The 25,765-nt window shown below is 35.7% G+C and carries 17 protein-coding genes and 9 pseudogenes; 13 read left to right on the top strand and 13 right to left on the bottom strand.

Annotated features, from left to right (window positions below):
- The first annotated feature begins 130 nt into the window (after window positions 1-130).
- Window positions 131-1,770 (top strand): annotated as a pseudogene (gene merA, locus MLE14_RS00430) (mercury(II) reductase).
- 201 nt (window positions 1,771-1,971) lie between these two features.
- Here merA and MLE14_RS00425 read toward each other — a convergent pair.
- From MLE14_RS00425 to MLE14_RS00410, 5 genes are read right to left on the bottom strand one after another with little or no spacing between them, the layout of a single operon-like run.
- Window positions 1,972-2,436 (bottom strand): DinB family protein, encoded by a 465-nt coding sequence (locus tag MLE14_RS00425; RefSeq protein WP_243296266.1) that lies wholly within the window; start codon window positions 2,434-2,436, stop codon window positions 1,972-1,974.
- Window positions 2,429-3,289, bottom strand: a complete 861-nt coding sequence (locus MLE14_RS00420) for a hypothetical protein (protein WP_243296265.1) — start codon at window positions 3,287-3,289, stop codon at window positions 2,429-2,431. The genes MLE14_RS00425 and MLE14_RS00420 overlap by 8 nt, the downstream gene beginning before the upstream one ends.
- A gap of 17 nt (window positions 3,290-3,306) precedes the next feature.
- On the bottom strand, window positions 3,307-3,513 hold the full coding sequence (locus MLE14_RS22350) for a GyrI-like domain-containing protein (RefSeq protein WP_390627901.1): 207 nt from the start codon (window positions 3,511-3,513) through the stop codon (window positions 3,307-3,309).
- A 1-nt stretch (window position 3,514) separates the two neighbouring features.
- Window positions 3,515-4,177 (bottom strand): AraC family transcriptional regulator, encoded by a 663-nt coding sequence (locus MLE14_RS00415; protein ID WP_313897719.1) that lies wholly within the window; start codon window positions 4,175-4,177, stop codon window positions 3,515-3,517.
- Window positions 4,178-4,202: 25 nt separating this feature from the next.
- Complete coding sequence (locus MLE14_RS00410) at window positions 4,203-5,075, bottom strand: AraC family transcriptional regulator (RefSeq protein ID WP_243296264.1); 873 nt, start codon at window positions 5,073-5,075, stop codon at window positions 4,203-4,205.
- 904 nt (window positions 5,076-5,979) lie between these two features.
- Here MLE14_RS00410 and MLE14_RS00405 point away from each other — a divergent pair.
- The 3 genes and pseudogenes from MLE14_RS00405 to MLE14_RS00395 form a co-directional block, all read left to right on the top strand.
- Window positions 5,980-6,354 (top strand): hypothetical protein, encoded by a 375-nt coding sequence (locus tag MLE14_RS00405; RefSeq protein ID WP_243296263.1) that lies wholly within the window; start codon window positions 5,980-5,982, stop codon window positions 6,352-6,354.
- A gap of 36 nt (window positions 6,355-6,390) precedes the next feature.
- A pseudogene (locus tag MLE14_RS00400) lies at window positions 6,391-6,612 on the top strand (hypothetical protein); the annotation flags it as partial.
- Window positions 6,590-6,919: pseudogene (locus MLE14_RS00395) on the top strand (helix-turn-helix domain-containing protein); the annotation flags it as partial. The pseudogenes MLE14_RS00400 and MLE14_RS00395, both read left to right, overlap by 23 nt.
- 296 nt (window positions 6,920-7,215) lie before the next feature.
- Here the strand turns inward: MLE14_RS00395 and MLE14_RS00390 are convergent.
- The 5 genes and pseudogenes from MLE14_RS00390 to MLE14_RS00370 all read right to left on the bottom strand — a co-directional run.
- A pseudogene (locus tag MLE14_RS00390) lies at window positions 7,216-7,785 on the bottom strand (SDR family NAD(P)-dependent oxidoreductase); the annotation flags it as partial.
- 187 nt (window positions 7,786-7,972) lie between these two features.
- Entirely contained in the window at window positions 7,973-9,127 is a 1,155-nt protein-coding gene (locus MLE14_RS00385) for an MFS transporter (RefSeq protein ID WP_243296362.1), read from the bottom strand.
- 16 nt (window positions 9,128-9,143) lie between these two features.
- A pseudogene (locus MLE14_RS00380) lies at window positions 9,144-9,455 on the bottom strand (cyclophilin-like fold protein).
- 29 nt (window positions 9,456-9,484) lie between these two features.
- Window positions 9,485-9,718, bottom strand: coding sequence for a hypothetical protein (locus tag MLE14_RS00375; protein ID WP_243296262.1), 234 nt, complete (start codon window positions 9,716-9,718; stop codon window positions 9,485-9,487).
- Window positions 9,711-10,406 (bottom strand): DUF4405 domain-containing protein, encoded by a 696-nt coding sequence (locus MLE14_RS00370; RefSeq protein WP_243296261.1) that lies wholly within the window; start codon window positions 10,404-10,406, stop codon window positions 9,711-9,713. Before MLE14_RS00370 ends, MLE14_RS00375 begins: the two co-directional genes overlap by 8 nt.
- A 299-nt stretch (window positions 10,407-10,705) precedes the next feature.
- On the opposite strand from MLE14_RS00370, the gene MLE14_RS00365 reads away from it, so the two are divergent.
- Window positions 10,706-11,059, top strand: a complete 354-nt coding sequence (locus MLE14_RS00365) for an NAD(P)H-binding protein (protein WP_313897721.1) — start codon at window positions 10,706-10,708, stop codon at window positions 11,057-11,059.
- Between the two features lie 572 nt (window positions 11,060-11,631).
- Here MLE14_RS00365 and MLE14_RS00360 read toward each other — a convergent pair.
- Window positions 11,632-12,666 (bottom strand): two-component system sensor histidine kinase NtrB, encoded by a 1,035-nt coding sequence (locus tag MLE14_RS00360; RefSeq protein ID WP_243296259.1) that lies wholly within the window; start codon window positions 12,664-12,666, stop codon window positions 11,632-11,634.
- Between the two features lie 1,384 nt (window positions 12,667-14,050).
- On the opposite strand from MLE14_RS00360, the gene MLE14_RS00350 reads away from it, so the two are divergent.
- From MLE14_RS00350 to MLE14_RS00335, 5 genes and pseudogenes are all read left to right on the top strand, one after another.
- Window positions 14,051-14,494: a hypothetical protein gene (locus tag MLE14_RS00350; protein WP_243296258.1), complete on the top strand. Its 444-nt coding sequence runs from the start codon at window positions 14,051-14,053 to the stop codon at window positions 14,492-14,494.
- A gap of 1,305 nt (window positions 14,495-15,799) precedes the next feature.
- Complete coding sequence (locus MLE14_RS00345) at window positions 15,800-16,816, top strand: DUF3231 family protein (protein WP_243296257.1); 1,017 nt, start codon at window positions 15,800-15,802, stop codon at window positions 16,814-16,816.
- 190 nt (window positions 16,817-17,006) lie between these two features.
- Window positions 17,007-17,132, top strand: coding sequence for a sporulation histidine kinase inhibitor Sda (gene sda / locus MLE14_RS22665; RefSeq protein ID WP_390627896.1), 126 nt, complete (start codon window positions 17,007-17,009; stop codon window positions 17,130-17,132).
- Between the two features lie 25 nt (window positions 17,133-17,157).
- Complete coding sequence (locus MLE14_RS00340; RefSeq protein ID WP_243296256.1) at window positions 17,158-17,289, top strand: hypothetical protein; 132 nt, start codon at window positions 17,158-17,160, stop codon at window positions 17,287-17,289.
- Between the two features lie 209 nt (window positions 17,290-17,498).
- Window positions 17,499-18,120 (top strand): annotated as a pseudogene (locus tag MLE14_RS00335) (transposase); the annotation flags it as partial.
- 13 nt (window positions 18,121-18,133) lie between these two features.
- Here MLE14_RS00335 and MLE14_RS00330 read toward each other — a convergent pair.
- Window positions 18,134-19,437: pseudogene (locus MLE14_RS00330) on the bottom strand (IS3 family transposase).
- Between the two features lie 152 nt (window positions 19,438-19,589).
- A pseudogene (gene tnpA, locus MLE14_RS00325) lies at window positions 19,590-20,076 on the bottom strand (IS200/IS605 family transposase).
- A gap of 671 nt (window positions 20,077-20,747) precedes the next feature.
- Here tnpA and MLE14_RS00320 point away from each other — a divergent pair.
- From MLE14_RS00320 to MLE14_RS00310, 3 genes and pseudogenes are all read left to right on the top strand, one after another.
- Window positions 20,748-22,280: an NADH dehydrogenase subunit 5 gene (locus tag MLE14_RS00320; RefSeq protein WP_243296255.1), complete on the top strand. Its 1,533-nt coding sequence runs from the start codon at window positions 20,748-20,750 to the stop codon at window positions 22,278-22,280.
- The gene (locus tag MLE14_RS00315; RefSeq protein ID WP_243296254.1) at window positions 22,280-24,904 is read left to right on the top strand and encodes a DUF2309 domain-containing protein; all 2,625 of its coding nucleotides are present in this window, start codon (window positions 22,280-22,282) and stop codon (window positions 24,902-24,904) included. The genes MLE14_RS00320 and MLE14_RS00315 overlap by 1 nt, the downstream gene beginning before the upstream one ends.
- Window positions 24,905-24,979: 75 nt before the next feature.
- Window positions 24,980-25,499, top strand: a pseudogene (locus MLE14_RS00310) (carbonic anhydrase).
- Window positions 25,500-25,765 lie beyond the last annotated feature (266 nt).

Genomic DNA, 25,765 nt, shown 5'->3' with positions numbered 1-25,765 from the left:
GCGTGTAGCAATGAAAAAGAGGTACAAACCACAAGTAACAAAGGAACAGAGGGGACTAAAGGTTTCTTATGGTGGTGTAAAAACAGATATTAAAATCTGGGTTAGGAGATAAAGGAGGATAGGATAAAGCATGAGAAAATATCGGATAAACATTGAGGGAATGACTTGTACAGGGTGTGAAGAGCATGTAACGGTTGCACTTGAAAAGATAGGAGCTAAATACATTAATGTGAGTTTCCGCCGTGGAGAAGCAGTATTTGAATTACCTTGTCATATAGCCATTAAAAGTGCAAAAAAGGCAATTAATGAAGCAAAGTATCAACCTGGAAAAATAGAAGAAGTATCCTTACAAGAAAATGTGTTCTTAGGTAATGGGGGTGATTATGACTTTCTTATCATTGGTTCTGGTGGGGCTGCTTTTTCTGCTGCGATTAAAGCGATTGAATACGGGGCAAAAGTAGCCATGATTGAGCGTGGAACCGTTGGGGGAACATGCGTAAACATTGGTTGTGTTCCGTCAAAAACACTTCTTCGTGCTGGGGAAATCAATCATTTAGCAAAAGTTAATTCGTTTAAGGGTTTACAAACATCTGCTGGGGATGTGGTATTAGCACGTTTAGTCAAGCAGAAAAATGAATTAGTGAGTGAGCTTCGGAATAAAAAATATGTTGACCTAATTAATGAATATGGTTTTGATTTAATTGAAGGTGAAGCAAAATTTGTTGATAAAAATACAGTTGAAGTCAATGGAGAGAAATTTTCTGCAAAGCGTTTTTTAATTGCAACGGGTGCTTCGCCTTCTTTACCGCCGATTTCAGGACTTGGAGAAGTAGATTATCTAACAAGTACAACGTTACTTGAATTAAAAAATGTACCAAAACGATTAACGGTTATTGGTTCGGGATATATCGGAATGGAACTTGGGCAATTGTTTCATCATTTAGGTTCAGAAGTTACGCTTATGCAAAGAAGTGAGCGACTTTTAAAAGAATATGATCCCGAAATTTCAGAAGCAATAGAAAAAGCGTTAATGGAACAAGGTATTAACCTTGTCAAAGGTGCAACTTTTGAGCGTGTAGAACAAGATGGAGAGATAAAAAAGGTTTATGTAACAGTAGATGGTAAGAAAAAAGTGGTGGAATCAGAGCAGTTGCTTGTTGTAACAGGAAGAAAACCAAATACAGATTTTTAAAATTTAAGTGCAGCAGGAGTTGAAGTGGGAAAACGAAAAGAAATACTGATAAATGATTATGCGAGGACAAGTAATGAAAAGATTTATGCAGCAGGAGATGTGACTTTAGGCCTCAATTTGTCTATGTTGCAGCGTATGAAGGTGCAATAGTTGCTGATAATGCGATTGGAGGATTAAATAAAAAATTAGATTTATCCGTTGTTCCTGGCGTAACTTTTACTAATCCATCGATTGCATCGGTTGGTTTAACAGAGGAACAAGCAAAACAAAAAGGTTATGATGTAAAAACTTCTGTATTGCCTTTAGATGCCGTTCCAAGAGCGATAGTAAACCGAGAAACTGCAGGTGTATTTAAGGTAGTTGCTGATGCTAAAACATTAAAAATCCTTGGAGTTCAACTTGTATCTGAAAATGCAGGTGAGGTGATTTACGCAGCAACATTAGCAGTTAAGTTTGGTTTAACTGTGGAGGATTTAAAAGATAGTCTGGCACCAAATTTAACAATGGCGGAAGGTTTAAAATTAGCTGCACATACCTTTAGTAAAGATATAGCAAGATTATCTTGCTGCGCAGGATAATAAAATGGCTAAACATTAGGTAAATTCATACTTGAATAAGGTTCAACCTAATAATCCAATCATATTGACTAACATCTCTGTGAATAAAGTATATTGAGACAAGATATGTATTCAAGAATGGAAAGAGTATTATAAATGAATTGTACTTCTAAAAATCCCCAACCTTAAACGTTGGGGACTTGTTTTTAACTGTAAATTTACTTAAAAAATCATCCTCATTGATTTGTAAATAGAAGTTAAAACACCCACATGCATAGATTCATGTGTTATAAGAAACAGAAACATTTCACCAATAGTTTTCATCCCTAAAAAGTCAAATTTTAGAGGGAGATCCAGTTTGCCACGACAAGCGTTAATTATTTGCTCTGTTTGGCTTTCCAGTCTTTCTCTAATTTCGTTAAAGGATGGAGGTTGCGTCTCCCAATCCAAAGGTTTAGTTCCTCGTTTAAAGAAAGAATCATAGTCTTTAGGCAACATTCTTTTCATGGATAACGAATGGTAGATTCCCTCATCCCAAGTCACTAATACATGACCAAGATTCCATCGTATATTGTTGTTAAACCCAACCGGCACAATGTCAATGAATTCTGGATCAATGTTACTTATACTATTTAAAGTTCTATCCCGCCAATAACGAAATTGTTGAAAGACACTATCTTCATACATGGGAGAACTCCTTTATGCTTAATGCAAAAGAGCGTTCCGTATAGACGTGCATCCGAACCTTCCCTTGGACACGTAGTTGAGAAGCGATGTCAAACATTTTCACCTTGTCGATACCTATCTGCTTCATGATTCGAACAAAGTTGACCGGTTCTTGGCTTTCTTGGAGGATGTCGATCACTTGTGCAGCCGTTTCGTTCACAGTGAAATCCCTTTGATTTTCGTGATTCGGAATTGGTAGATTTGCTGGATAATAGACTAGCGTAACCCTTTGAAAACAATAGTAAATTGTAGCTGGTTGGCAATGATATTGAGGAATCAACACCACCGTATCCCGTTCATCGGTTTCCTCAAACACAATACCATTCGTCTTTTCTTCGATAAAGGTCTTGGGATCGTTCGATAATAATTCTTGATTATGTTTTACCGCAAATTTTTCTAGGTTTGTTACGATTTCTTTGTTCATATGAGAGAAATATTGTTCATTCCACACCTCTATCATGCGAATTGATTTGATTACTGTTGTTTCCATTGTTTTCGGAAAAAAGTCTACATATGGATACAACACCTCTTTTATGTCCTCTATGGTAAGTTCACGTATCCACGACACAAAGGTTTCAGGCGTGTGAATACCATTCTCATTTCCAAGCCAACATAACAGATTGATCGGGTTGTAAATACCCATTTTCTTCTTGTCTAACGTTTCCGCAACGTCTGGTGATAGATCTCGTTTCGTCTTTTCATACCAATTTGCACCAAGATGCATTTTCTGATGCCAAGGTTTGGTTAAGTATAAATTGAGACTGGTCAAACACTCGTTTATAGGTGAAAAGTACACTTGTGAATGATAGACCATGTTTGATCTCCTTTCGACTATTCACTTTTCCTTATAATTGGAATATACACATCTACTTCAGATTGCTCATGATCTGGCCCTAAAAAGCACTCATCATATATTTCAAAGTCGTGAGCTTCGGCTAACTCATAGTCGGATTTAGGTAACCAAATCGCATAGATGTAATCAAAGGTGTCCCCAAGTGTGTCTAATCTCCCTTTATGTGTTGCGACTACATACTTCATGCTAGGGATTGTTTTGGTAACCATCCCTTCGGGGTATATCAAGAACTTCTTTAACAGGTACACAAGCCAGGTAAGTAAAAGGATTATCGTATGGATTGGAGCTAAACTCACTAATCCCCATTACAATATGCTGATCAACTCTTTGTTTAATTTCCTGTTTGCGTTGGTTAAATTTATCCCATAATTGAGGGATTTTGTTTTCTTTCAATGTTGTTAAACAAGGTAATCCTATGACAGTCATCGCATCCCTTTCGACGATTCTAGTATGCATCTGTAATCCTCCTTCCAACTGTTTTAACATCGACAAAGTGATTCTTGGTTTTTCTTTCAATAGTAGTCTCTGTTTTTGATTACGATATTGTCCAGGTGTCATATCGAACATATTTTGAAAAGCTCTCGTAAATGCCTCTTGGGAGTTGAATCCCGAAACAAACGCAATATCTAAAATGCGAGATTGGGTGTTTCGCAAAAAATGTGCAGCTTTTGTTAACCTTCGTCGTCTGATATATTCCGTTAGGGACTCTCCAACAAAAGAGTGAAATATTCGGTGAAAGTGATGCATGGAGAAATGTACTTTATAGGCTATCTCATTTAATGTCAATTCGTTATGAAGATTGTCCTCAATAAAATCAATGGCTGTTTGGATTTTTTTAAGATACTCCACGAACATCACCTTCCAATTGTAAAGCCTATCTTATAATAGGAACATAAATATCAATTTCAGATTTAGGATTCATAGGTCCAAAGAAGCGGTCATCATCGTATAACTCGAATTCAGGTCCATTCCCTCTGTCATATCCATTCTTCGGAAACCACGTTCCATAAATGTATTGATAAGTGTCCTGTAAGGATTCGGTTGTCCCTTTATGCGTAAAGACAACGTAATCGTTAGCCGGAAAGGTTTTCCCGACCATTCCTTCAGGGACATCTTTCAGTTCTGACACTTCTAATCCAGCAATATAGTTGAATTCGACGTTGACACCCGTAGGTTCCATGACCCCCAAAAAGATTGTTTCCGAGACTTTATGTTGGATGTTATGATGCACTTGGTCCAGTTGATCCCATAGCATTGGAATTTCTTTTGCTTTTGAGCTATGAATTTGTAAACCAACAATATGATAGGCTTCTTTATGAATGAATGTAGGTTCCATTTGATGAACCCCTCCTACATAAATAATTTTTTCTTCATTGAATGGTTTTCGCTTCGTTAATTCGTATAATAGTTTGTACTGTTCCTTTCTCTTTCGAAAGGCTCCTGGAGTCACGCCAAACATTTGCTTGAAGGCTCTGGTAAAGGCCTCCTGTGATTCATACCCATAATCCAATGCGATATCGATGATGCGTTTCGTTGAATGGTAAAGGTCTTCTGCTGCAAACGATAAGCGGCGTTTCTTAATGTATTCGGTGATGGTTTCCCCTAAAACGGAGTGAAAGACACGATGAAAGTCGAAAGGGGATAAGGAAACATGATTCGAAATGTCCTCTAAACGAATCTCATCATGAATATGTGATTCAATGAAGTCAATCGAAAGGTTAATCTTGGAAAAATAATTGATGGCCATCGTTCTCCTCCTTGATTGGTTTGATTGTATCGTTTATACCGTAACTTTTTTTGATTTATTTTGCTATTTTTAACGTATCTTCGTAAATTCCTTTAGCTTATTTATTGAAGTTAATAACAGATGTGGAAATCTTAACCCACACTATTGTATTTGATAATAGCCACTTTTAATCGGTTCGATCACATAAAAAATGAGACACAAGATTTCCAAATATAATAACCTCTCTTATGATTAAAAGTGACCAAACTATCAACGAAGAGAGGCAATAAGGATGATCAATATGGCTCATTTTTATAATATCAAATTCTTACATGGGGTAGAAGGACTATCACAAAGGGAAATAGCAAAAAATTGGGTATTTCAAGAAATACTGTAAGCAAATACCTTAAAACTAATGAAATGCCTACTACTGTTCACCGGCAAAATACTACGGAAATACCAAAAATTACTCTGATGAAACAGAGCGAATTACCCTAATCATCGACCAATGGCTTGAAGATAATCTTAAACGTTGGGGAAAACAAAATCATACAGCTGCACGTATTTATCAAAGATTAGATGAGTATAACTTTAAAGGATCTGAATCAAACCTACGCAAACTCGTAGCGAAACGCAGGAATAAGATGAAAGAAGTCTTCATCCCTCTTGACCAACTGGACCAACAACTCCAATTCGACTGGGGGTGAGGCAGATATCATTCCACAGGTTCGAAAACAGCGCATTTACCTCTTTTGTATTAAGCTTTCAGCAAGTCGAGTACGATTTGTGAGAGCATACCTTCATGAAAAAAAGAAGCTATCTTAGACGGATTTGTCCATGCGTTTGAATTCTTTGGAGGTGTACCAACTGAAGGTCTCTTTGATAACTTGAAATCAGCCGTAATAAAAATTATTCACGGGAGAGATTGGCTAGAACAAGAGTCCTTTATTGCCTTACAAATCACTATCTATTTAAAGCTGAGTTCAGTAATGTCCGATCAGGGAATGAAAAGGGACGTGGGAAAGGATCAGTAAGGTATGTAAGACGGTATGCCCTAGTACCAGAACCAGAAGTTCAATCATTAAATGAATTGAATAATTACCTACGAGAATGGTGTTTAAATAAGGCTGAACACAAAAAAGTTTCTCGCTCGAAAGAAACAGTTGCCGATATGTGGGCTAAAGAAAAAGAATATTTCCACCCTCTGCCAGACCAACCATTCGACATTCCCATTCTTAAAAGGGTAGCCATGATAATGATTGTTTCTTCCTTATCTGGTTTTCGATTATTGGAAGCATGAGTGAATTGTTCATGAAAACCTGTTATATGAGCTACTGAGGATTATTTGTTTTCTGAAGATACATGGATTCAAACGAGGGAGAATACTAGATTATCAGTTAGTTTTTCACTCGAGGATTATATAACGGAGAGAACCGGCAGCCTTAATGAAAGGTTAAAGTGGTTAGCTTCCAATTCCAACAAGATGGATAGAGTTTCTCTTGAAAAAGGAAAGCTGTCACTTGCACGCTTAGACTCACATACGAAGGAAGAAAGCAAATTTGAAATCTTTGAAGGATACTTGGCTAGATTTATCAAAGGATAATCCATATAGCAAATTTCTAATTATCGTCATGGCTGGAGTTAATCAACTAGAAAGGGACCTTATTCGTATGAGACAGCGCGAAGGTATCAATCTAGCTAAAAAAGAAGGAAAGTTTAAAGGTCGGATAAAAAAGTACCATAAAAATCACGCAGGGATGAATTATGCAGTAAAGCTATATAAAGAAGGAAATATGACTGTAAATCAAATCTGTGAATTTACAAATGTATCTAGGGCTTCATTATATAGAAAGCTGTCAGAGTGAACAAGTTAGTTATTCCTTATTCCATTAAGGCCCGATTGTGGAGTATCACCAATTACGTAGTAGACGATTACTACGCAATAAACATACTTCTGTTTCAGAGGACTTTGTGAAGGTTTCGCTTAAATTAATGGGTAAGTTTAGTTGAAGTATAATCCTTCTCTAGTACAAAAAAGCCGATTATCCTAGTAATAAAAAGGAAGTTCGGCTTTTTTCTTTAATACAATTTTAAACAATATCAAATTGCAAAATCGGTTTTCATCTTTCGATTCTTAAAAATATGATTGCTCATAAGATAGTTACCATTCGATTTGTTTACCATCTCTGAAGAATTCTCCGTTAGGTCCATCTGGTCCAATCGTCGCAAAACAAAGGATTGACTCAGCGACTTGCTCTGGTGTTATTGGAGCTGATGGTCCACCCATATTTGTACTAACCCATCCGGGATCGACAGCATTTATTTTGAGATCAGCCTTGAATTCTGCTGCTACTAATTCTGTCAATCCATTCAGTACGAACTTAGACAACTTGTAAGTTCCTACTCCTGGGTAAGGCATTTCGCTCATCGCCCCATATTCTGAGGAAACATTAATGATTCTCCCATACCCTTGTTTTTCCGTAAAAGGGATAAAGGAACGGATGACATGGTAAGTCCCAAAGAAGTTGGTTGCCATTGTTTTTTCCAGAATGGAAGGGTTCATCTTCGTTAACTTTTCATTCTTATCCAAATACAAACCTGCATTATTAATCAATACGTCTAATCTACCATACTGTTCATTTACTGTAAGTGCAACTTGACTGATGCTCCCTTGATTTTTAACATCCATCACCACAAATGAAACACCCAGATTTGATTCCTTTAGTTTTTGAACAGCTTCATTACACTACTCTGAATTCCGACCAGTCAAGATCACATTAAAACCCTTCAATGCCAATTGTTTTACCAGCTCATATCCAATTCCTCGATTCCCAACGGCGATAAGTGCGACTTGATTGTTCTGCGACATTCATATCATCCATTTATTTTTAAAATAGGGACACACCTTATGTTGATAGTTATTTTATAGATCTATACATGTAGTTTCTTAAGAAAATGAATATCACACTTAACAGCAACGATAATAAGCCTACTAATACAACGTATGGAGTTCCCATTTCTGAAATAAATAACCCGCCTACAGCTGCACCAATTGTTGTACCTAAGTTTGCCGATGTTAAAAATAATCCATTAGCGAAATCCGGTGCCTCGGATGCTGCAGATAAAATCCAATACTGAGTGATATTCCCTCCAATACCAGCCAATGTCCCCCAAATAAGAGTAATGATCGCCATAGGTACGGTAAACTGACCTGTAAAAAATAATAGGATATAAACTGCTCCCAATACAAAAGGATAAGATAAAACAGACTTGTTTGCATTTTTAGTTAGTAGTTTCCCTGCCACAATATTCCCAATAATATTGACTACACCGTAAATGAATAACATTAAACTTATAGTATTCGTAGACATATTCGTAACTGTTTTTAAATAATCAGCAAGATAACTATAAACTCCAAATACGGCAGAATTTAATAAAATGACAGTCACAATAGAAAGCCAAGTAATTGATTTTTTTAATACCGATAATTGAGATTCGTAAGAAAGTCTATTCACCGAAGTAGAAGGTACAAATAGAATAGTTGCAATGAATGCTATAGCATTCACAACAGCAAAGAATGCCATTGCCATCTGTAATGAAACTGCACTAGCTATATAGCTTGAGACTGGTACACCGATTACCATACCAGCTGATACTCCTATAAATACTTTAGCAACAGCCCTTGGAGATTCTTCTTTATTTACTGAAGCAGCTGCTACTGAAAATGCCATAGAACAATATATCGGATGAAAGAAGGCTCGAATAATACGAGCTATTAATAGAGTAATAAAGTTTGTTGTAAATATAGAAACGATGTTCCCAAGTATGAACACGCCTAATACAAGTAACATGACCTTCTTCCGGTTTATCCCTGAAAATAGTATAAGCATTGTTGGTCCAGATACTGCAACAACTAGGGCAAAAATACTCACCAGCCATCCAGCTTTTGAAATACTTATATGAAAATGTTCAGCAATATCGGGTAATATCCCAATAACACCCATTTCAGTATTTAAAATACCGAAGACTCCTAATGTTAATATAAAAATGAGTAAGTTATTTTGTTTTAGCAAAGAAGTTCCTCTTTCTTTAATTGACTTTTTCAATATGAACTGTAAAATCCCCCTGAATATTTTCAAAGTTTTCTTTTCCAGATTCAATTTCACCCAGTATAATAAGATCATTTGTGGGATCGGCTAAACCTTTATAAAAAATAGCGATATTTCCCCAAGGAGAAAAATAAGCAAAATCCCCTTTTTAGGGTTGGTTTTTGGAGCTCACTCTATCTACCGATAATTTTTTTTGTAAAATGCTAATTTTTTCTTTTCCTATATAATCTTCTAATGTAACCGTTAAGGGCAATTGAGCTAAAAAATCTCTACTTGCTGAATTATCATACATATTTACGATTACTTCCTCGTTATTAAAGGTTAATTTAACTTTAACATTTTCATATTAACTAAACCTCCATTATCAATTGATGAATCATTACTATTCAGTTTATCCTGCTCATCGACTCTGAATATTTTCTCACCACTTGAATTTTTATTTGGAGGAGCATCACCATTTTTATTTTCACTCCCATTGCTACTACTTCCGCAACCTGTAAGAAACATTGAAAATCCTAATATTAACAAAAGTATGAACTTAAATCCTTTATCCACCATTACACCTCATTTGCATGAAAAAAATCGAGAAGATTGTAAAAGCACTTGTTGAACCTACACCGTTAACAACAGTTCCAAAAATTAATTGATATCCTTCATTTTTAAGGCTGAATTTGATTGTATCTTTTGCTCGTTTTTCCTGCTTTTGAATAAATTTCAAAGTATAATGTGTCCCACAAATATAGATTCCCATGATGGATAGGTGTTCAATTAAAAACCTTATAGTGGAATCATCACTGAACCAACCAAATGGGTTGTAAATGAATAGCTTAGAACCCATTTCTCCCTCGAAGGAAAAGTGTACCCCATAGACAACAATTAATACTACCAAAATACGCAATGCAAGAGTGCGAGTACGGCTTATACCGGTGATTCCGATCATCCTCCGTACTGAATGAAGAACAATCTCCCAGGAAAACCCTACATGAATTGCCATGATGATAAATCCCCAATAAGCTGTCTGAACATGTATTTGACGCAGAATCATGTCGTTATTTGTGGGAATAAAGGCAAATAAGTGATTGGAAATTAACACAGCACTTATCATCATTAAAAACATTGTTACAAGAAAAAGTAGATTGATAGCTATTTGTAGAATGCGCCTTACATTGTAGTTTCCTCTAAGGAGTGCTTGATACCAACGTCTATTTAAAAAGTTATGGAAGATAAATGGAATAAATACCATAACTCTAATTACTTCATGGGCCATATTTCAAGTAATGTAGTAAGCCATTCCGAACAACATAAGAACTGTCATAACAATATCATTTACTGGCTTGAATACCATCTTGCCATTCAAAGAATACACCTCCTTCTAATGCTTATTTTTCAGGAGTTTTTGATTACTAAGCTGGGCATGTAATGATCATCTAAACATTACAACCATTAGCTTTCATAATTCTGTAAATACACCTTCAAAAGAACTTCCTGTATTTTTTTGGTTTTATCTTCATCATCTAATTACTTAATGAAACAGACTTAGAAATTGTTCTTTATGCACGACGTGCACATTCTCGTTTAAAAGTGATAAGTAAACGAGTGGAAATTATTTCTGGAGACTTTCAAGAGAAAACTAAACTTGTCGATGCAATGTCTGGAGTGGATGTTGTCTATTTAAATGACATGTTTGACGCTTGTGCAACACAGTCTATTGTTTCCGCAATGCATGAGGCAGGTATAAAACGTCTTATTGGTGCAACAGCTTTAGGAATTTATAATGAGGTACCTGGTGCGTGTGGTCGTTGGAATGATGCAATGGTGGGAGAAGATTATCATCTAACTTCAAAAGAGGAACCTTTTGAGGTGCACAAGTTACACGGCAAGCTGTTGGCCGTTTAATTTTGGACTTACTGGATGATGATACGAAATATATTCGTGAAAGCTTAGGGGTAAGTGAACCCAATTACGATTTTGGAAAGCCATCGTTCTATTAGTTATTTTATAGAAGAAACCTCGTTTTTTTATCAATACGTGACCGGTTCAACTTTGGGGAAAAGAACTTGAAAAATAGTAAATTAATTACAAGAAAAATCCGTTTTTTTATCTGAAAACGGATTTTTGTTAATGTTTGTGAAAGTATTCACTTAAACTATAGAAAAGTTGTTCAATAAGAAAAAGGAAAAACAAAGATTCACTTGTTGCACAGTCAACAATACTGTTCAACAAAAAAAATTATATTCAACAATCAGCCGCTTTAATTGAGAAACGAAAAAAACTAATTTCTTCATAATTAATTGAAAAATTAGGCTTTTAGATATTTAACTTCCTTAACGTTGTAAATCCGCATTTTCCTGACGCCACCCCTATACGTTCGTTCAAAAGAATAAGTCTTATCACCTCCTTATTAACATAGAAGATAAAAGATGTGAAAAACAGCATGAATTTTATGCGACTTTTTTTGACATATTTTATTATAATAGTGGAATTTTGATTAAAAAATCTGTTCCTTTTCCGACTTCACTTTGAATATCAATTGTTCCACCATGAGTATGTATTGTATGAAAAACTTGGGTTAATCCCATGCCAGTACCTTCACTTTTAGTTGAAAAAAATGGTGTACCTAATTTTTTTATTTTATCTTCCGGGATACCAACGCCCGTATCTGAAATTTTAATATGTATAAATCCATCTTTAAAGTAATGTTCTAGTATGATTTTTCCTTTGTCTTCAATCGCTTCAAACGCATTTTTTAATAAATTGAAAAAGGCTTTTAATAACAGATTCTTTTTTCCCATTATTTTTTGCTCTTTATCCGAAAGGCGCTTTTCAATCTCTACTCGATAAAATTGGTCTTGAAATAAAAATAATAATCTTTCTAATTCTAAACATAAATTAAATGTAATAGAAGGCTCATTATCTAGATCAGGTTTAGCAACTTGAAGTAAATTTGTAAGCGTAGATAAAGCATTATCTAATTCATTTGATATAATATCCAAATATGGATGTTCAATCTCAGATTTTAGCAACTGAAGAAATCCTGTTATTGCTGTTAAAGGATTTTTGATTTCATGAGCAACACCTGCCGCAATTTCCCCGATTGCAGATAATTTTTCTGCATCATATAATCGTTTTTCTGCTTTTTTTCTTAACGTAATATCTCTAATAATGACTTGTGCCAATATTTCACCTTTAAATTTATAAGGTGTTGCCATGACCTCTACATCAATTATCTCACCATCTTTCCTAATAATTCTTTGTTCCAATAGTTCGGCTATATGTAGCCTTTCTCTCACCTTTTTCAGTCTTTCTTTACAAACAAAATAATAATCTGGGTGTAAATACTTCTGGAATTTCTCATTCAGTATCTCTTGTTGAGAATTACCACCTAATAAATCTAAAGCTGACTTATTAGCATAAATGATCTCATTTTCTTTAATGACAAAAATTGCATCTAATGAAAAATCCAATAATTGCTGAAAATCTAACTCTTGTTCTTCAACTATCATCAGTAGATAATCACTCCTTTAAAATAAACTAAAAAATATTTTACTATAAAGATATGTAATTTTAAACATATGTTAGACAAGTTTAATAGATTATTATTAGTAGTAGCAATTATGTTATCAATACCAATACTGAAATTAATGTTGTTGACAATCCGGAAATTAGTTGTATATTTCGAGCACATGAACGGCATTAAAGAAGGTTTTTCGTTGTTCGCTAGATTAAAATAGAGGACACTTCCAACTAAAAAGCGACAGAGTTAGTCACTTTTATTTTTTCCTCATCGTAAAATCTATAACAATGCTTTCAAGACTGGCGTTGATTTGTTCATAAGAAGATGTAATTTTTTCTAGTGTCGCTGTGTTTTCCTCTGATGCGCTGAAAGGGTTGAAATATGTAATTTGTATCTTTTATGAAGTTCTGAAGATAACCGATCCATTCGTTTATGCTTGTTAATTCTTCTAAAAATCTCTCATTATACTTTTGATAGAAGAAAAAAGCCTTTTCCATGTTCTCCGGCACTCGCAGCTTCAATGGATGCATTTAAATCGGGAGGATTTGTTATTTCTGCTATTTCATGGACGTTTTGATGATTCTTTCTATATATTAGGTTATATGTGTTATTTTTCGCTTGTTTCTACGTTATTTTGAAAGGTGCGTTCCAATACAAAGGGTAAAATTCAGTTTTTGAATGTACGTTTTTGAGTGTCCGATGATTTTTTTTTGGTGTCGCTTTGCTCTTTTCATATTTGCAGATTAGGATTTTTTCAATTTCATCAGATACGTTATTAATATTTAAATGGATCGATTTTATGAAATCTGTTTGCTTTTCAAGTGCTTGGTTCATTTGGTGGAATGACGTTAGGGCGCTTTGGCTGGATAAACTGACTTCCTTTTTATTTTGATTTAATCTGCTAAAAATATTTAAGTTTTTCACGGTCTGTTTGGTCTGATACAAGGTTTGTTTTATTTACTGCTTTTGTTTTATAGTCTTTTCCTCGTTGCTTTCTGCTTTTGATAGTAATTTTTCCGAATGAATGGCTCGAAAAATAAATAAAATATATGATAAGGTGTATAATCCATAAAGTTAATTAAAATAACACGGTTGCAAGTGACTCAGTTAAAAACATGATAAAATTAATCCATATTTTTTATAGATCAATGCATTCAAAAAACTAAAAATGATGATTACAAAATAGCAAGAAACAGCGCCAATCTTACTCTGTCATAGGAAACGTTTATTAAAATATCTATAAAGAACGCTAATAAATGCTAATAAATACACCATGATTTTATTTCGGGTATGAATGATAGAAAGCTATTTTTTCTTAGGTTTTCCCTTTTTCGAAAATTTGGGAATTAATAACATGAATCTTTAAAAAAGTAATGTTTTTTTCATCTCTATTAATTTTGGACAAACCACTCAAAAAAACACTGGAATGGAAACATATAAAGCTCTACTTTATTGCGCGTGTGCTCTCTCACTATCGTTATAAATATAAGGAGTGGCTAGATAGACCTTTTACCACACGTGATGTCATTCGTACGCACGAAAATGCTTTTGAATGGTATGGTGGGATTCCTCGAGAGCTTGCCTATGATCAAGATAGTTTACTATTTGTAAGTGAAAATGGCGGGGATTTAATTCTAACGGAAGAATTTCAGTTATACTGCCAAGAAAGGAAGCTGAACTTCAACATTTGTCGAAAAGCAGACCCTGGAAGCAAGGGGAAAATTGAGAATATCGTTGGATTTATTAAACATAACTTTGCCCAACATCGCGTTTATTATGGGCTTGAGAAGTGGAATGAAACCGCTGGGAGTGGCTGAACCGGACAGGAAACTATAAACTGCATAACACCACACAAACAAAGACCTATCGAAGTGTATCAAGTAGAGAAACACTTCGATAGGTCAATCAAAAATTAAATATATCAAACTCAATTTAAGTATAATAAGAACTGTTCGAAAGGACAATACGATTCGTTACGGTTTAAACCAATACTCCGTTCATTTAGGAACGTTTGATAAGCATACTCAAGTATATGTATAGGAAACATTAGAAGTTCAGCTAATCATTCGAGAGTCAGCTGAAGGTCCTGTAAGGGCGAAGCAGCTTATTTATCAAGGAGAAGGAAAGCTTATTCAGGATCGGCAACATACTCGCGGCCGCACAAAAGGCATTGAAGAGTATATCAACTCCTTTGCCCATCAGTTTGGTAATGTAAAGCTTGCCCACTATTTTCTAGAACTAGTTCGTAAAGAAAAAAGCCAAGGTATATAAGTGATTAGTGAAGGTAATATCCAGACAAATGAAGGTACATGAACCTACTCTTTTAGATCAGCCATTAAAAAGTTGTGTCGAGAAAGGCTGTTTAGTGCAAAGATTTCACCGATTATATTCAGCACCTTGACGGCCAACGCTCGATTTCACTTACAGGTACTACCACCAACGCCAAAAGTGTAAAGTCCCTTCATACCGGTAGCCAATCTTTAATGGAGACAAAGACTCAAACGATGGATGTCCATGAGTATGTCGCTGTATTGGAGGGTCAATCATGAGCCAACTAGAGCAGCCTACAAAGTCTTCTAAGTGCTTTGCGCTTAGCTGAAACAGCGAATCAATTACCTTCGTTAATTAAAGAAGCTGAAACGAAGGAATTAACCTGTACAGCCATTTTAATGGAGATGTTGACTTACGAGCAAAAGCGAAGAGATGAAAACAAATGGAAAAAAGGTTGAAGTGGGCTACTTTCTCCTCCATGAAAACTCTTGAAAGAATTCAACGTGAGTGACCAGCAAGCATTAAGTCAAAAACAGTTGGATCCAACTACAAGGATTGAACTGGGTGGAGCAACTATATAACTTAAGGCAACTTATTTAATGCCCAAATTTCTTCTCAAGGCTCAATTAGTTCGTGCAGAAGGAAGTCTGTTTCTTCATTGTATTTTTTAATAGTAAAACGTAAACCTTTATAGATTGACGAGGAAACGCTTTTTTATTATCTGGCATGGTAAACCAATAAGGGATTGATACCTTTTTATTGATGTTTTATGAGCAAAACCAGTCGCCAGTATAATTAACAGTTAATTGCAAAGAATAATATAAATGAACTTATTCTTTTTGGAGGCTAATATGGTTAATGAAAATAAAATTTATTTAACTTCGGCCGAAATCGGAAGTCTTTGGACTTCGTATATGAATGATAGTATGTCAAAATGTGTCTTAGGGTTTATGCTTAAGCATCTTAAAGATACAGACATAAAACCTGCTATAGAATATGCCTATAATCTAGCATCAAGTCATTTGGATTTTTTGAAAAACCTTTTTGATCAAGAACAGTATGCTGTACCTAACGGTTTTACCGAAAATGACGTGAACATGGAGGCTCCATGGCTTTTTTCTGATATATTCTGTCTAACGTATGTGAATCACATGGCTAGAGTCGGAATGTTGGCATACAGCGGATTTGTTGCTATGAGCACAAGAGAAGATATCAGTAATTTCTTTACGGAAGGTTTAATTGATACGTCTACACTTTTTAATCAAACTAATAAAATTGCTCTTTCGAAAGGAATACTGGCGAAGCATCCTTATTTGGAAGTGCCGAAAAAAACAGATTTTGTGGAAGGTAAACAATATTATAGCGGATTAAACCCATTTACGAACAAACGACCATTAAACGCAGTGGAAATCTCTTATTTGTACATGAATGTCATAACCAATGCAATGGGAGTTATGTTAGCCGTGAGTTTTGCCCAGACCTCTCCAACCAAAGAAATTCAAGACTACATGCTGCGCGGAAAAGATATAGCCAATAAACACATTAAGATATTTTCTGAAATACTGCTTGACAATGATATTCCAACACCTAAATTACCCGATGTTGCTGTAAGCAATTCGACTACTCAAACATTTTCAGATAAGTTATTAATGTTTCATATGTCACTTTTAAGTGCAACTGGTACGGGAAATTACGCTACAGCAGCTGCCGCCAGTCAACGAAATGATTTAGTCATTAATTATGAACGACTTTCATTGGAAATTGGGCTTTATGCCAAAACTGGAGCCGATATCATGATTAAACACCATTGGCTTGAACAACCGCCAGGTACAATGGACCGTAATAAATTAATTAGAAAAAAGATATAATTATACCCTTATTTTATTCAAGTTTTTTGAACTACATTACTACGTGGAAGGTAAGTGAAAGCTATAAGCTATTTACTGAGGATGATGTAGAAGAAATATTTTTTCCTAAACAAGGGGATAATAATTGTGAAAGACAAAAAAGGAGGTTGCAAAATATTGTTTTATACTTTGGTTTTATGTAGAGGATGATTTGTTATTGGCGATTTATCGAAAAGCAATTGAGGAGAAACTAGGAAATGACTTTATCGAATTCGTATTTAAAGAAATCACTATACGAAATATTCCTCCTAGAGAATACCTACAATTGATCAAATGAATTTGGGGGCAAAGAAAATGAATGCTTGACAGATGAACTATTGATTGATGTGTTTGTGAATGTCGGAGAAATAGGGAATATGGACAAAGCGTTTATAAAACTATTGGAAGAGGAAAAGAAATCTGTTTTTAAAGTGTTTAATCGAATTGCAAAATAAAAATTAAGTTGTCTTATTTTTACAACAAACCAACAGTAGATTGTGAAGGATTGTACTTGAGAGAAAGGGTGTTTTTGTTGAAATGATATCCACCCGTGAAGTGATGGGAGTGTAATATAAACTGTGTAAGTTAGGAATACGTACGGTTCCTTACTCATACAGTTTTTTATTTGATAGAATAATAAGTATATAGCTTATGGAGTGTTTCAATGAGGAAATTGAAAAGAGATCCGAACTCCGTAGAATTAGCTAACAAGATTATCGAACAGTACCAAACTAAATCTGTAGAAGATATGCAAGAAGCATTAAAAGACATATTTGGCCCTATGTTTGAGTCGATGCTTAAAGGTGAAATGAATCATCATTTGGGCTATGAATCAAATGACAAGGGAGAAAAAGAAACAAGCAATAGAAGAAATGGATATGGCAAAAAGTTCGTGAAAACGACGACAGGAGAAGTTGAAATTGCGGTCCCCCGTGATCGTGATGGTTCATTTGAACCGCAGCTGATTCCAAAGCGTAAAAGAGACGTATCCTCTATCGAGGATAAGGTCATTTCGATGTATGTAAGAGGAATGTCTCAACGAGACATAGCTTCCACGATAGAAGACATCTATGGCTTCTCTGTATCTCATGAAATGGTGTCCGATATTACAGATTCAGTACTCCCTGATTTAGAAGAGTGGCAAGATCATCCTTTAAACAGCTGTTACCCTCTTGTGTTTGTTGATTGTCTAAACAACGATTCGTAATGACTATGAAACGAAGCTAGGTCTATGGTTAAATGAAACCGAAAGTAAGAATAAATGGATGCAAATTTCTGATGAACTTTAGACACAGAAATTTAGGCAGCTACTTGGGCATGATTTCGGTATTGAACCGAACTCATGCCTTTTAATTTTGCCTTAATCCGTTTGTGATAATAGTAATAAATATAGCTCTAATTCTACTTTAAAATGCTCCATACCCTTAAATTCTTTTAAATAGAGTAATTCGGACTTTAATAAGCCAAAGAAATTCTCCATGACTGCGTTATCTAAACAATTACATACTTTGAGTAATCCCATGTTCTCTTAAAGCATGTTGGTAGTGTTTTATTTGATAATGCCAGTCTTGATCAGAATGGAGGATGAGGGCGTCTCCCTCTTTTAAACGGTCAGAAGCTTTGTATAACATTTTTGAAACTAGCAGGAACAGGACTCTTTCTATGTTATAAGCAATGATTTCCTCGTTAAATCTAAATCTAGAATGGGGGGATAAATATAAATACTCTCCATGTAAGTGGAATTCTGTCACATCCGTTACCCACTTTTCATTTGGCTTAAGATGCTTTAAAATCACGCTCCAAAATATTTGGAGCGATTTCACATACTTTCCCATGATATGAACGATACTTTCGTGCGCACAACACATTTTAATCCCATTTCATTCATCAAGGGACGGACTGTTTTATGGTTTATTCTTAAACCTCGATTACGTATTTCTACGTAATGCGGCGATATCCATATCGTCCTTGATGTCCATCAAAAATTTCCTGAATGAGCTCTTTGACTCCGTTGTACTTATTTGGACGATCCATTTGTTTTACCCAATAATAATATGTACTACGCGCAATTTCAGCGACCTTTACAAGATCGATAACTTTAAATTTATGCCTTAATTCATAAACTACTTGCGCTCTGTCTTGTTCTATAATTTTTCCTTTTCTAGAAATGGAGCCTCAACTTTTTAGATAGGCATTCTCCATAAGTAAACGTACAATTTCAGCCCGTAACGCCTATTCTGAACCTTTTACTGGTTGAGATTTGTTTGTTTCTTTTTTCATTGGTGGACGCCCCTTTTTGTTGGTTTTAGGGCGTCTACTCCATGTAACTCGAAACATGTGTCGCAATGTTAAATATAGTGGCGGCTTCCCTTATAGACGTCCCTGTATCTTTTATATAATTTAGTACGTCTGGTTTAGACTGTGTTGTGTAGGATGTATGGGCTTTTTAAAGCATTTCCACCATGATGTTCATATTGTTTAATCCAATTTAATAAGACTGTATGATGGACTCTTATAGATTTTGCAATAGATTTTACCTCTTCCGTTCCCTGTTGATAACGAACAACTGATTCTATCTTTTGCTCTATGTTAAATGTAGGCATATAAATGCACCTTGTGTGTCTAACAATTGGGGTGTAGTTCAAAACGGATTGTTTGTTTGGCGGCTAAAAGTCTTCGCTGGCCAGCCCTTCAAGGGGCTCTGAATAGTTCGCTAACCGTACTGCTTTTCCGGCTAACCCTAAAAGGGTTTCTCCTATCTCTTTTTGTTTTTCCTTTTTGTTTCTTCTCCTGTAAACGGATCTATAAATTCTTCCATACTCAATTGGTCTGCGACTATATCATCTTGTATTTGATTTCGAATGCACTCTTCAATTACTTTCTTATTTCTCCCTACTGTATCTAACATAGAAACCTCTACACCAAAATTTTCTGTTGCCATACCGATATTTTAAATGTGCATGTCTATCAAATATCATTAAGCTACTTTTACCTTTTAAATACCCCACGAATGATGAAACACTTATTTTTGGCGGGATACTCACCAGCATATGGATATGATCTTTACATGCTGTTGCTTCAATAATTTCTACACCTTTTCTTTCACATAACTGTCTTAGAATCTGTCCAATATCTTGTTTTATCTTTCCGTATATGATTTGTCTTCTATATTTTGGTGCAAAGACTATGTGATACTTACAATTCCATTTAGTATGTGCTAAACTGTTTATGTCAGATGACATAAGAGTTCCTCCTTGTTACATAAATTTGGTTGGCGAACCGAAATTTATTGTAACACCAGGAGTGGGCTTTTTTAATACATCGCTTTAAGTTTTCCGGAACTATACGCCAGCGTATGGTTTTCACTTATACAAGAAGAAACACTTGGATTTACCTTGAAGTTTTTGAACTCCCTCAGCATAGTGTTGTCAGTAATCAAGAAAAATTCAGAGCTTTTTTGTTGACAATATTTATAGTTTGGCATATCTTTTACTTAACTTAATAATCGACAGAATATTATTTCGCCTTTTAAATAATTAGGCTTTCAGCATTCTTTTAATATTTTATATTGACTGGATGAAGAAGTATCCTAAATAAAAAAGGAAGAGTAACGAAATCAATTTATTTTATGAAAGTTAAAATGATGTTTTCTTTAGAAGGAATTTAAAACATAATGTCAAATGACTGATAAATAGGTAGCTCTTCAAAAAACTTTGCATAAAGTTAGTTGAAGTGAAGCCGACAATTTTCAAAATTCAATGATTTAAATGCATCATTGAATTGCTGAAGTTGTTGGCTTTTTTTATTGAAAAAACATTTAACCAATAAAAGAGGCAAATAATCTAGGAATAAAATCAACTTAATTAAAAGGATTTTTAGTCTGTTAATGTCCATAAAAAAGGGAGAATTTGAAATGTTAGCTTCGCTGAGTTTGCCATCATTGTTAACATTATTTTTTATTATGCTTATTGCTTCTGGGCTAAGTGGACTATTGTTTTTACATCCAAGAGTACCCTTGAGTTTTGTTCGCATTCATATTTGTATCTCGGCTTTACCACCTTTGGTTTCCTTAGTGGCTCTTGCTAATTCTAGTGTGAATGGAAATGCTGGTCCTTGGTCCTTGGATTCCTTAGCTTGGTTAATGGCTTTCTTTGTTCTTGCAATTGGTTTAATCATTCAGCGTTTTTCTGTACGTTACTTAATGGGAGATGGCCATTATCGTAAGTATTTTACCCTATTCACATTCACTACAAGCGTTGCTTCAATTGCATGGTTAAGTGATGATCTCCGCTTGATGGTTATATTTTGGGGAGCAACCCTCTTCGGTTTAACCTCACTTATAAGGTTAAACCTTGCTTGGAAAGTAACTAGTGAAGCAGCCAAGGTTTCTGGTCGATTATTTATGTTAAGTTGGTTTTCTCTGTTATTCGCGATCATTTGGCTTTTTCAAGCTTTAGGTCAATGGCAGTTATCATTAGTTCTAACAAATGATAGTTTAGCTCAACTTGGTTCATGGGAGATAACAGGGATTAATTTATTGATTATATTAGCAGTGATAATTCCTGCAGCCCAGTGGCCTTTCCAAAGATGGTTAATTGAGTCTGTTGTTGCTCCGACTCCTGTTTCTGCGATTATGCACGCAGGTTTAGTAAATGCAGGTGGGATTATGCTAACTCGATTTTCACCTCTTTTTAATGGTGATATAGCTTCGATTATGTTACTTATCCTAGCAAGCATTTCTGTATTGATTGGATCTGGAATTAGTTTAGTGCAGGTTGACTATAAACGTCAGTTAGTAGGCTCCACGATTGGACAAATGGGGTTTATGCTCATTCAGTGTGCATTAGGTGCGTATATTGCAGCCATTATTCATCTTATCTTACATGGTTTGTTCAAAGCTACGCTGTTTTTACAGGCTGGTTCGGCTGTACGTCGTTTCGAAGTATCGACTCGCGTTAATGAACGGTCATCCTATTTATTGATTATGGCTGGTCGAACATTAGCTTTGGTTGTAGGGCTTGCTTTTTGGCTCATGGCTCCTGGGGAGGGGTATCAATTGATTAGTGCGCTAATCTTAGGGTGGTCATTGTCCGTTTCTTGGACGCAGCTAGTAGCTTTGGGAGAGGGGAGAATAGGTCGAATTGCTGGCTTATCATTTTTAATAGTAGCTGCCATCGTTTATTTTATCATTCATAACCTCTTCTATGAGTGGTTGCATACAACCGTTTTTCAAGGGGCTCAACCTCCCATTTCAGTTGTCATCATTGTCGTATCTCTTTTACTATTTGGTAGTGCTTTAGGTACGTGGGTTGCTCGTAATCGTTCATCTGTTTCCTTTGCAGTACTCTATCTTTGGTTAGTACGATTAGGTGAAGCAAAACCAAAGGCAGTAGAGAGTCATCCAAACTACCTTAAACAATACTTATCACGAGGAGGTCATCAGTGATGGGCGTAACATCCGTATTAATTAAAGAAAATGTAAAAAAGAAAGATACAGATATGGATTTTCAAGAAAGTGATATTAACGTTTTAATTGAATCTGCTAGCCGAGTGATTGCACCACTATGGCCTATTTCTACTTTTGCAGCACGAAATCCATGGATGGGACTTGAAAAGCAATCTTTTGACCAGGTTGCAGATTGGCTAAAAAATACTCGTGAAATTGATATATATCCTAGTGCGTCTATGATCCTTTCAGCAAAGAGTAAAGGTGAGATTGATGAAGCTTTTGTGAAAATGGGGCTTCAACGTTGGCTTGATTCACATTCCTTTAATATCCCACGGGACGTGGCAGAGCGATTTTGTTATGCTGCACTAAAATTAGATCCATTACCTTCTAACCTTTTATCATCACGCAAATTGGAAATATTGGTAGATAAATTTAGTGGACTGAATACGGATAGTTTCGAGAATTTTCCAATGCAACCAATAAGTTCGCATATAGAGAATAAAGATGGTCAAAGGTTAGTCAATATTCTCGATTATCATGTCATCAAGTGGTGTAAATTATATCTTGATGACTCTCAAGCAGGTTGGACAATGCCAAATCGTGAGGAAGGTTTCTATCGTGCCTGGCAGCGTCTTATTCAATATGATCCGGCACTTAGTAAAAAGCAACGTGAAAGTTTAAAAGGTTGGCCAAAAGATGCACACATGGCTTTAAAAGAAGCGTTATTCGTACTAGAAATACCTGAATCAGAGATACAGCCTTATCTTGAAGGTCATTTACTTTCCTTACCAGGGTGGGCAGGGATGATGCTTTGGCGCTCCCGACAATCGAGCCATGAACATGCACTCCTAACAGAATATTTAGCAGTTCGAATTTCCATGGAGTGGGCGCTTATAAAGCCTTACTTACCGTTTGCCAAGCAACAAACTGAAAAAAAAGTTTCGATTACTCCCCTTATAGCATCTTGGATCCATTGGGGGGACCTTACAATCGAGGAATGGTCACAGATGTCAGCCGCTGAACAAAACGAATATTTATCATTTGCCTACAGCTTTGACGATAAGCTACGCAGGAAACTTTGGTTAGAAGCTTGGGAACAAACATATACAAATCAATTAAGTCAGAAGATTTTTTCTAAACAACGTGAGTCAAACGATAAAAAAACTGCATTAGCTCAATTTGCATTCTGCATTGATGTACGATCAGAACCTTTTCGTCGTCATCTTGAAAAAGAAGGTCCGTTCGAAACGTTTGGAATTGCCGGTTTCTTTAGTTTGCCGATTGCAACTAGTAAACTCGGGAGTAATCATAGCCATTCTTCCTTGCCGGTTATACTAAAGCCTCAACACAAAATAAAAGAGTCTGCAAATGAAAATGAACTCAAATCTTATCAACAACGTAAACAGGCAGTTTATTCTTTAAACAATACATTTAAAACGATGAAACAGAATGTACTTGCGAGTTTACTTTTGCCTGAGCTAAGTGGACCTTGGCTTAGTCTGCAAATGGTAGCACGTAGTTTTATTCCAAGAGGAACAGATCGTCTAATTCGTAACCTTCGTGAGACTTGGTTACGCAAACCTAATACAACTCTCTCGCTTAATCGTGTTCATGATCCAGAAGCGGATTTACCTGTTGGTTTTTCAGAAGAAGAAAAAGTCAATTATGCGCGACAGGCTCTGAAAATGATGGGATTAACAAAGAATTTCGCACCATTAGTCGTAATATGCGGACATGGTAGTAAAAGTACCAACAATCCTTATGCCGCTGCTCTCGAATGTGGTGCCTGCGGTGGAGCTGCAGGTGGATTCAATGCTAGAGTTTTAGCTACTTTATGCAACTTTCCAGAGGTAAGAGAAAAGCTTTCTTCTGAAGGAATTAAAATCCCTAAGGACACCGTTTTCGTAGCCGCTGAACATAAAACAACGGTCGATGAATTGCATTGGATTTATGTTCCAGAACTTTCAAAAGCTGCACAAGAAGCATTTGATCGTATCGAAGCTATTATGCCAAAAGTGAGTCATAATGCAAATACAGAACGTCTGGCCCAATTACCGAATTTCCAAAAAAAACATAAAAATCCGAAGGCAGAGGCACACCGATTTGCGGAAGATTGGAGTGAGAATCGTCCGGAATGGGGATTAGCTCGTAATGCCGCGTTTATTATCGGACAACGTGAACTAACTCGGGATTGTGACTTGGAAGGTAGAGTTTTCCTTCATAATTATGATTGGAAAGAGGATGAAAGTGGTGATCTCCTAGCTAACATCATTGCAGGACCAGGAACGGTGTCCCAATGGATTAATCTTCAATATTACGCTTCAACAGTAGCGCCTCATTATTATGGTAGTGGGAATAAAGCAACTCAAACCGTTACAGCAGGTCTCGGTGTTATGCAGGGGAATGCAAGTGACTTATTAGCCGGACTACCTTGGCAATCCGTTATGCAATCAGATCACGAGGCTTATCATTCTCCTCTTCGTTTGCTGATTGTCATACAGGCACCTAGCGAATATGTAGAACGGTTATTAAATAATGATTCAGCATTTCGAGAAAAAGTTCAAAATGGATGGGTTCGACTTGCTAGTGTTAATCCAGAAGGACGTTGGAAAAACTGGTAACTGCAAAAATAAACATTTATCAATAATTTGTTACTCATTTATAAAATTCATAAAAATAAAGAAAGGGTGTACGATATGGATTTAAATAAAAATAAAAAAGCATTATTTTTAACGGACATTGAAAACGGGTTGAAGCCTATTTTACAAGAAGTGACTAATATTCGAGCAGAAAACATGCTGACTTTACAAAGCTATGGTACCTTAATCTCACATCCTTATGGAGATATAATGAGGTCTGTTATCATTGCTATTTATCAGGAAAATGTCGAGGAAATTTTTGTTGTAGGAACAAAAGATAAGAGGACTGCCACAGTTAATGTACCAATGAAAGATAAAATACAAACATTAGAATATCTATTTCAAAATTGTATGCCTGAATTTTCAGGTGGTACGGTTGATGAATGGCTAAATGGAAATGAAAATATCATTGACAGTATCGAAAAGAGTGTTGATATCATTCGTCACCATCCTTTAGTACCATCCTATGTTAAAGTTTGTGGTTTAATAGTTAATAATAAGGATGGAAAATCCTCAATTGTGGAGGTTCCTACTAATAAAACAGCGTCAAAACTTACCTGATCACACTTTCATTTAGAAACGGAAGGGGAAGTTAACTTCTATGAACCCGTACATGGGGGAAAAGGCAGATCTATCTACAATGCATGGGAAACAGCAGGCAATGATTTATCCTTTTAAAAATTCTTAAAATGTTTCTGTGCAAGTCCCAAATAAGATTAATACAGACCTGTTAGGAACTTTTTCTGAAGAGATAGAGCGATAGAAACTCTCTGGAAAAAAGCAAGAATGGAAATGGATGAACTTGGTCTCCCTCTTGGCATAGCTAGTGAAGGAAGTAGTAGA

The sequence above is a fragment of the Bacillus litorisediminis genome (assembly GCF_022808645.1).
In the GTDB taxonomy this organism is placed as follows: Bacteria; Bacillota; Bacilli; order Bacillales; family JC228; genus Bacillus_BF; species Bacillus_BF litorisediminis.
Note: the sequence above shows the minus strand (reverse complement) of the source record. Positions and strands in the feature narration are given on the sequence as shown.

What these genes read in the sequence shown, in the direction of transcription:
- MLE14_RS00425 (WP_243296266.1), bottom strand. Translation starts at nt 2,436, where the DNA reads ATGTATGAAGATAGTGTCTTTCAACAATTTCGTTATTGGCGGGATAGA.
- MLE14_RS00420 (WP_243296265.1), bottom strand. Translation starts at nt 3,289, where the DNA reads ATGGTCTATCATTCACAAGTGTACTTTTCACCTATAAACGAGTGTTTG.
- MLE14_RS22350 (WP_390627901.1), bottom strand. Translation starts at nt 3,513, where the DNA reads ATGAAGTATGTAGTCGCAACACATAAAGGGAGATTAGACACACTTGGG.
- MLE14_RS00410 (WP_243296264.1), bottom strand. Translation starts at nt 5,075, where the DNA reads ATGGCCATCAATTATTTTTCCAAGATTAACCTTTCGATTGACTTCATT.
- MLE14_RS00370 (WP_243296261.1), bottom strand. Translation starts at nt 10,406, where the DNA reads ATGGTATTTATTCCATTTATCTTCCATAACTTTTTAAATAGACGTTGG.
- MLE14_RS00360 (WP_243296259.1), bottom strand. Translation starts at nt 12,666, where the DNA reads ATGATAGTTGAAGAACAAGAGTTAGATTTTCAGCAATTATTGGATTTT.
- MLE14_RS00350 (WP_243296258.1), top strand. Translation starts at nt 14,051, where the DNA reads ATGTTTTTTTCATCTCTATTAATTTTGGACAAACCACTCAAAAAAACA.
- MLE14_RS00345 (WP_243296257.1), top strand. Translation starts at nt 15,800, where the DNA reads ATGGTTAATGAAAATAAAATTTATTTAACTTCGGCCGAAATCGGAAGT.
- MLE14_RS00320 (WP_243296255.1), top strand. Translation starts at nt 20,748, where the DNA reads ATGTTAGCTTCGCTGAGTTTGCCATCATTGTTAACATTATTTTTTATT.
- MLE14_RS00315 (WP_243296254.1), top strand. Translation starts at nt 22,280, where the DNA reads ATGGGCGTAACATCCGTATTAATTAAAGAAAATGTAAAAAAGAAAGAT.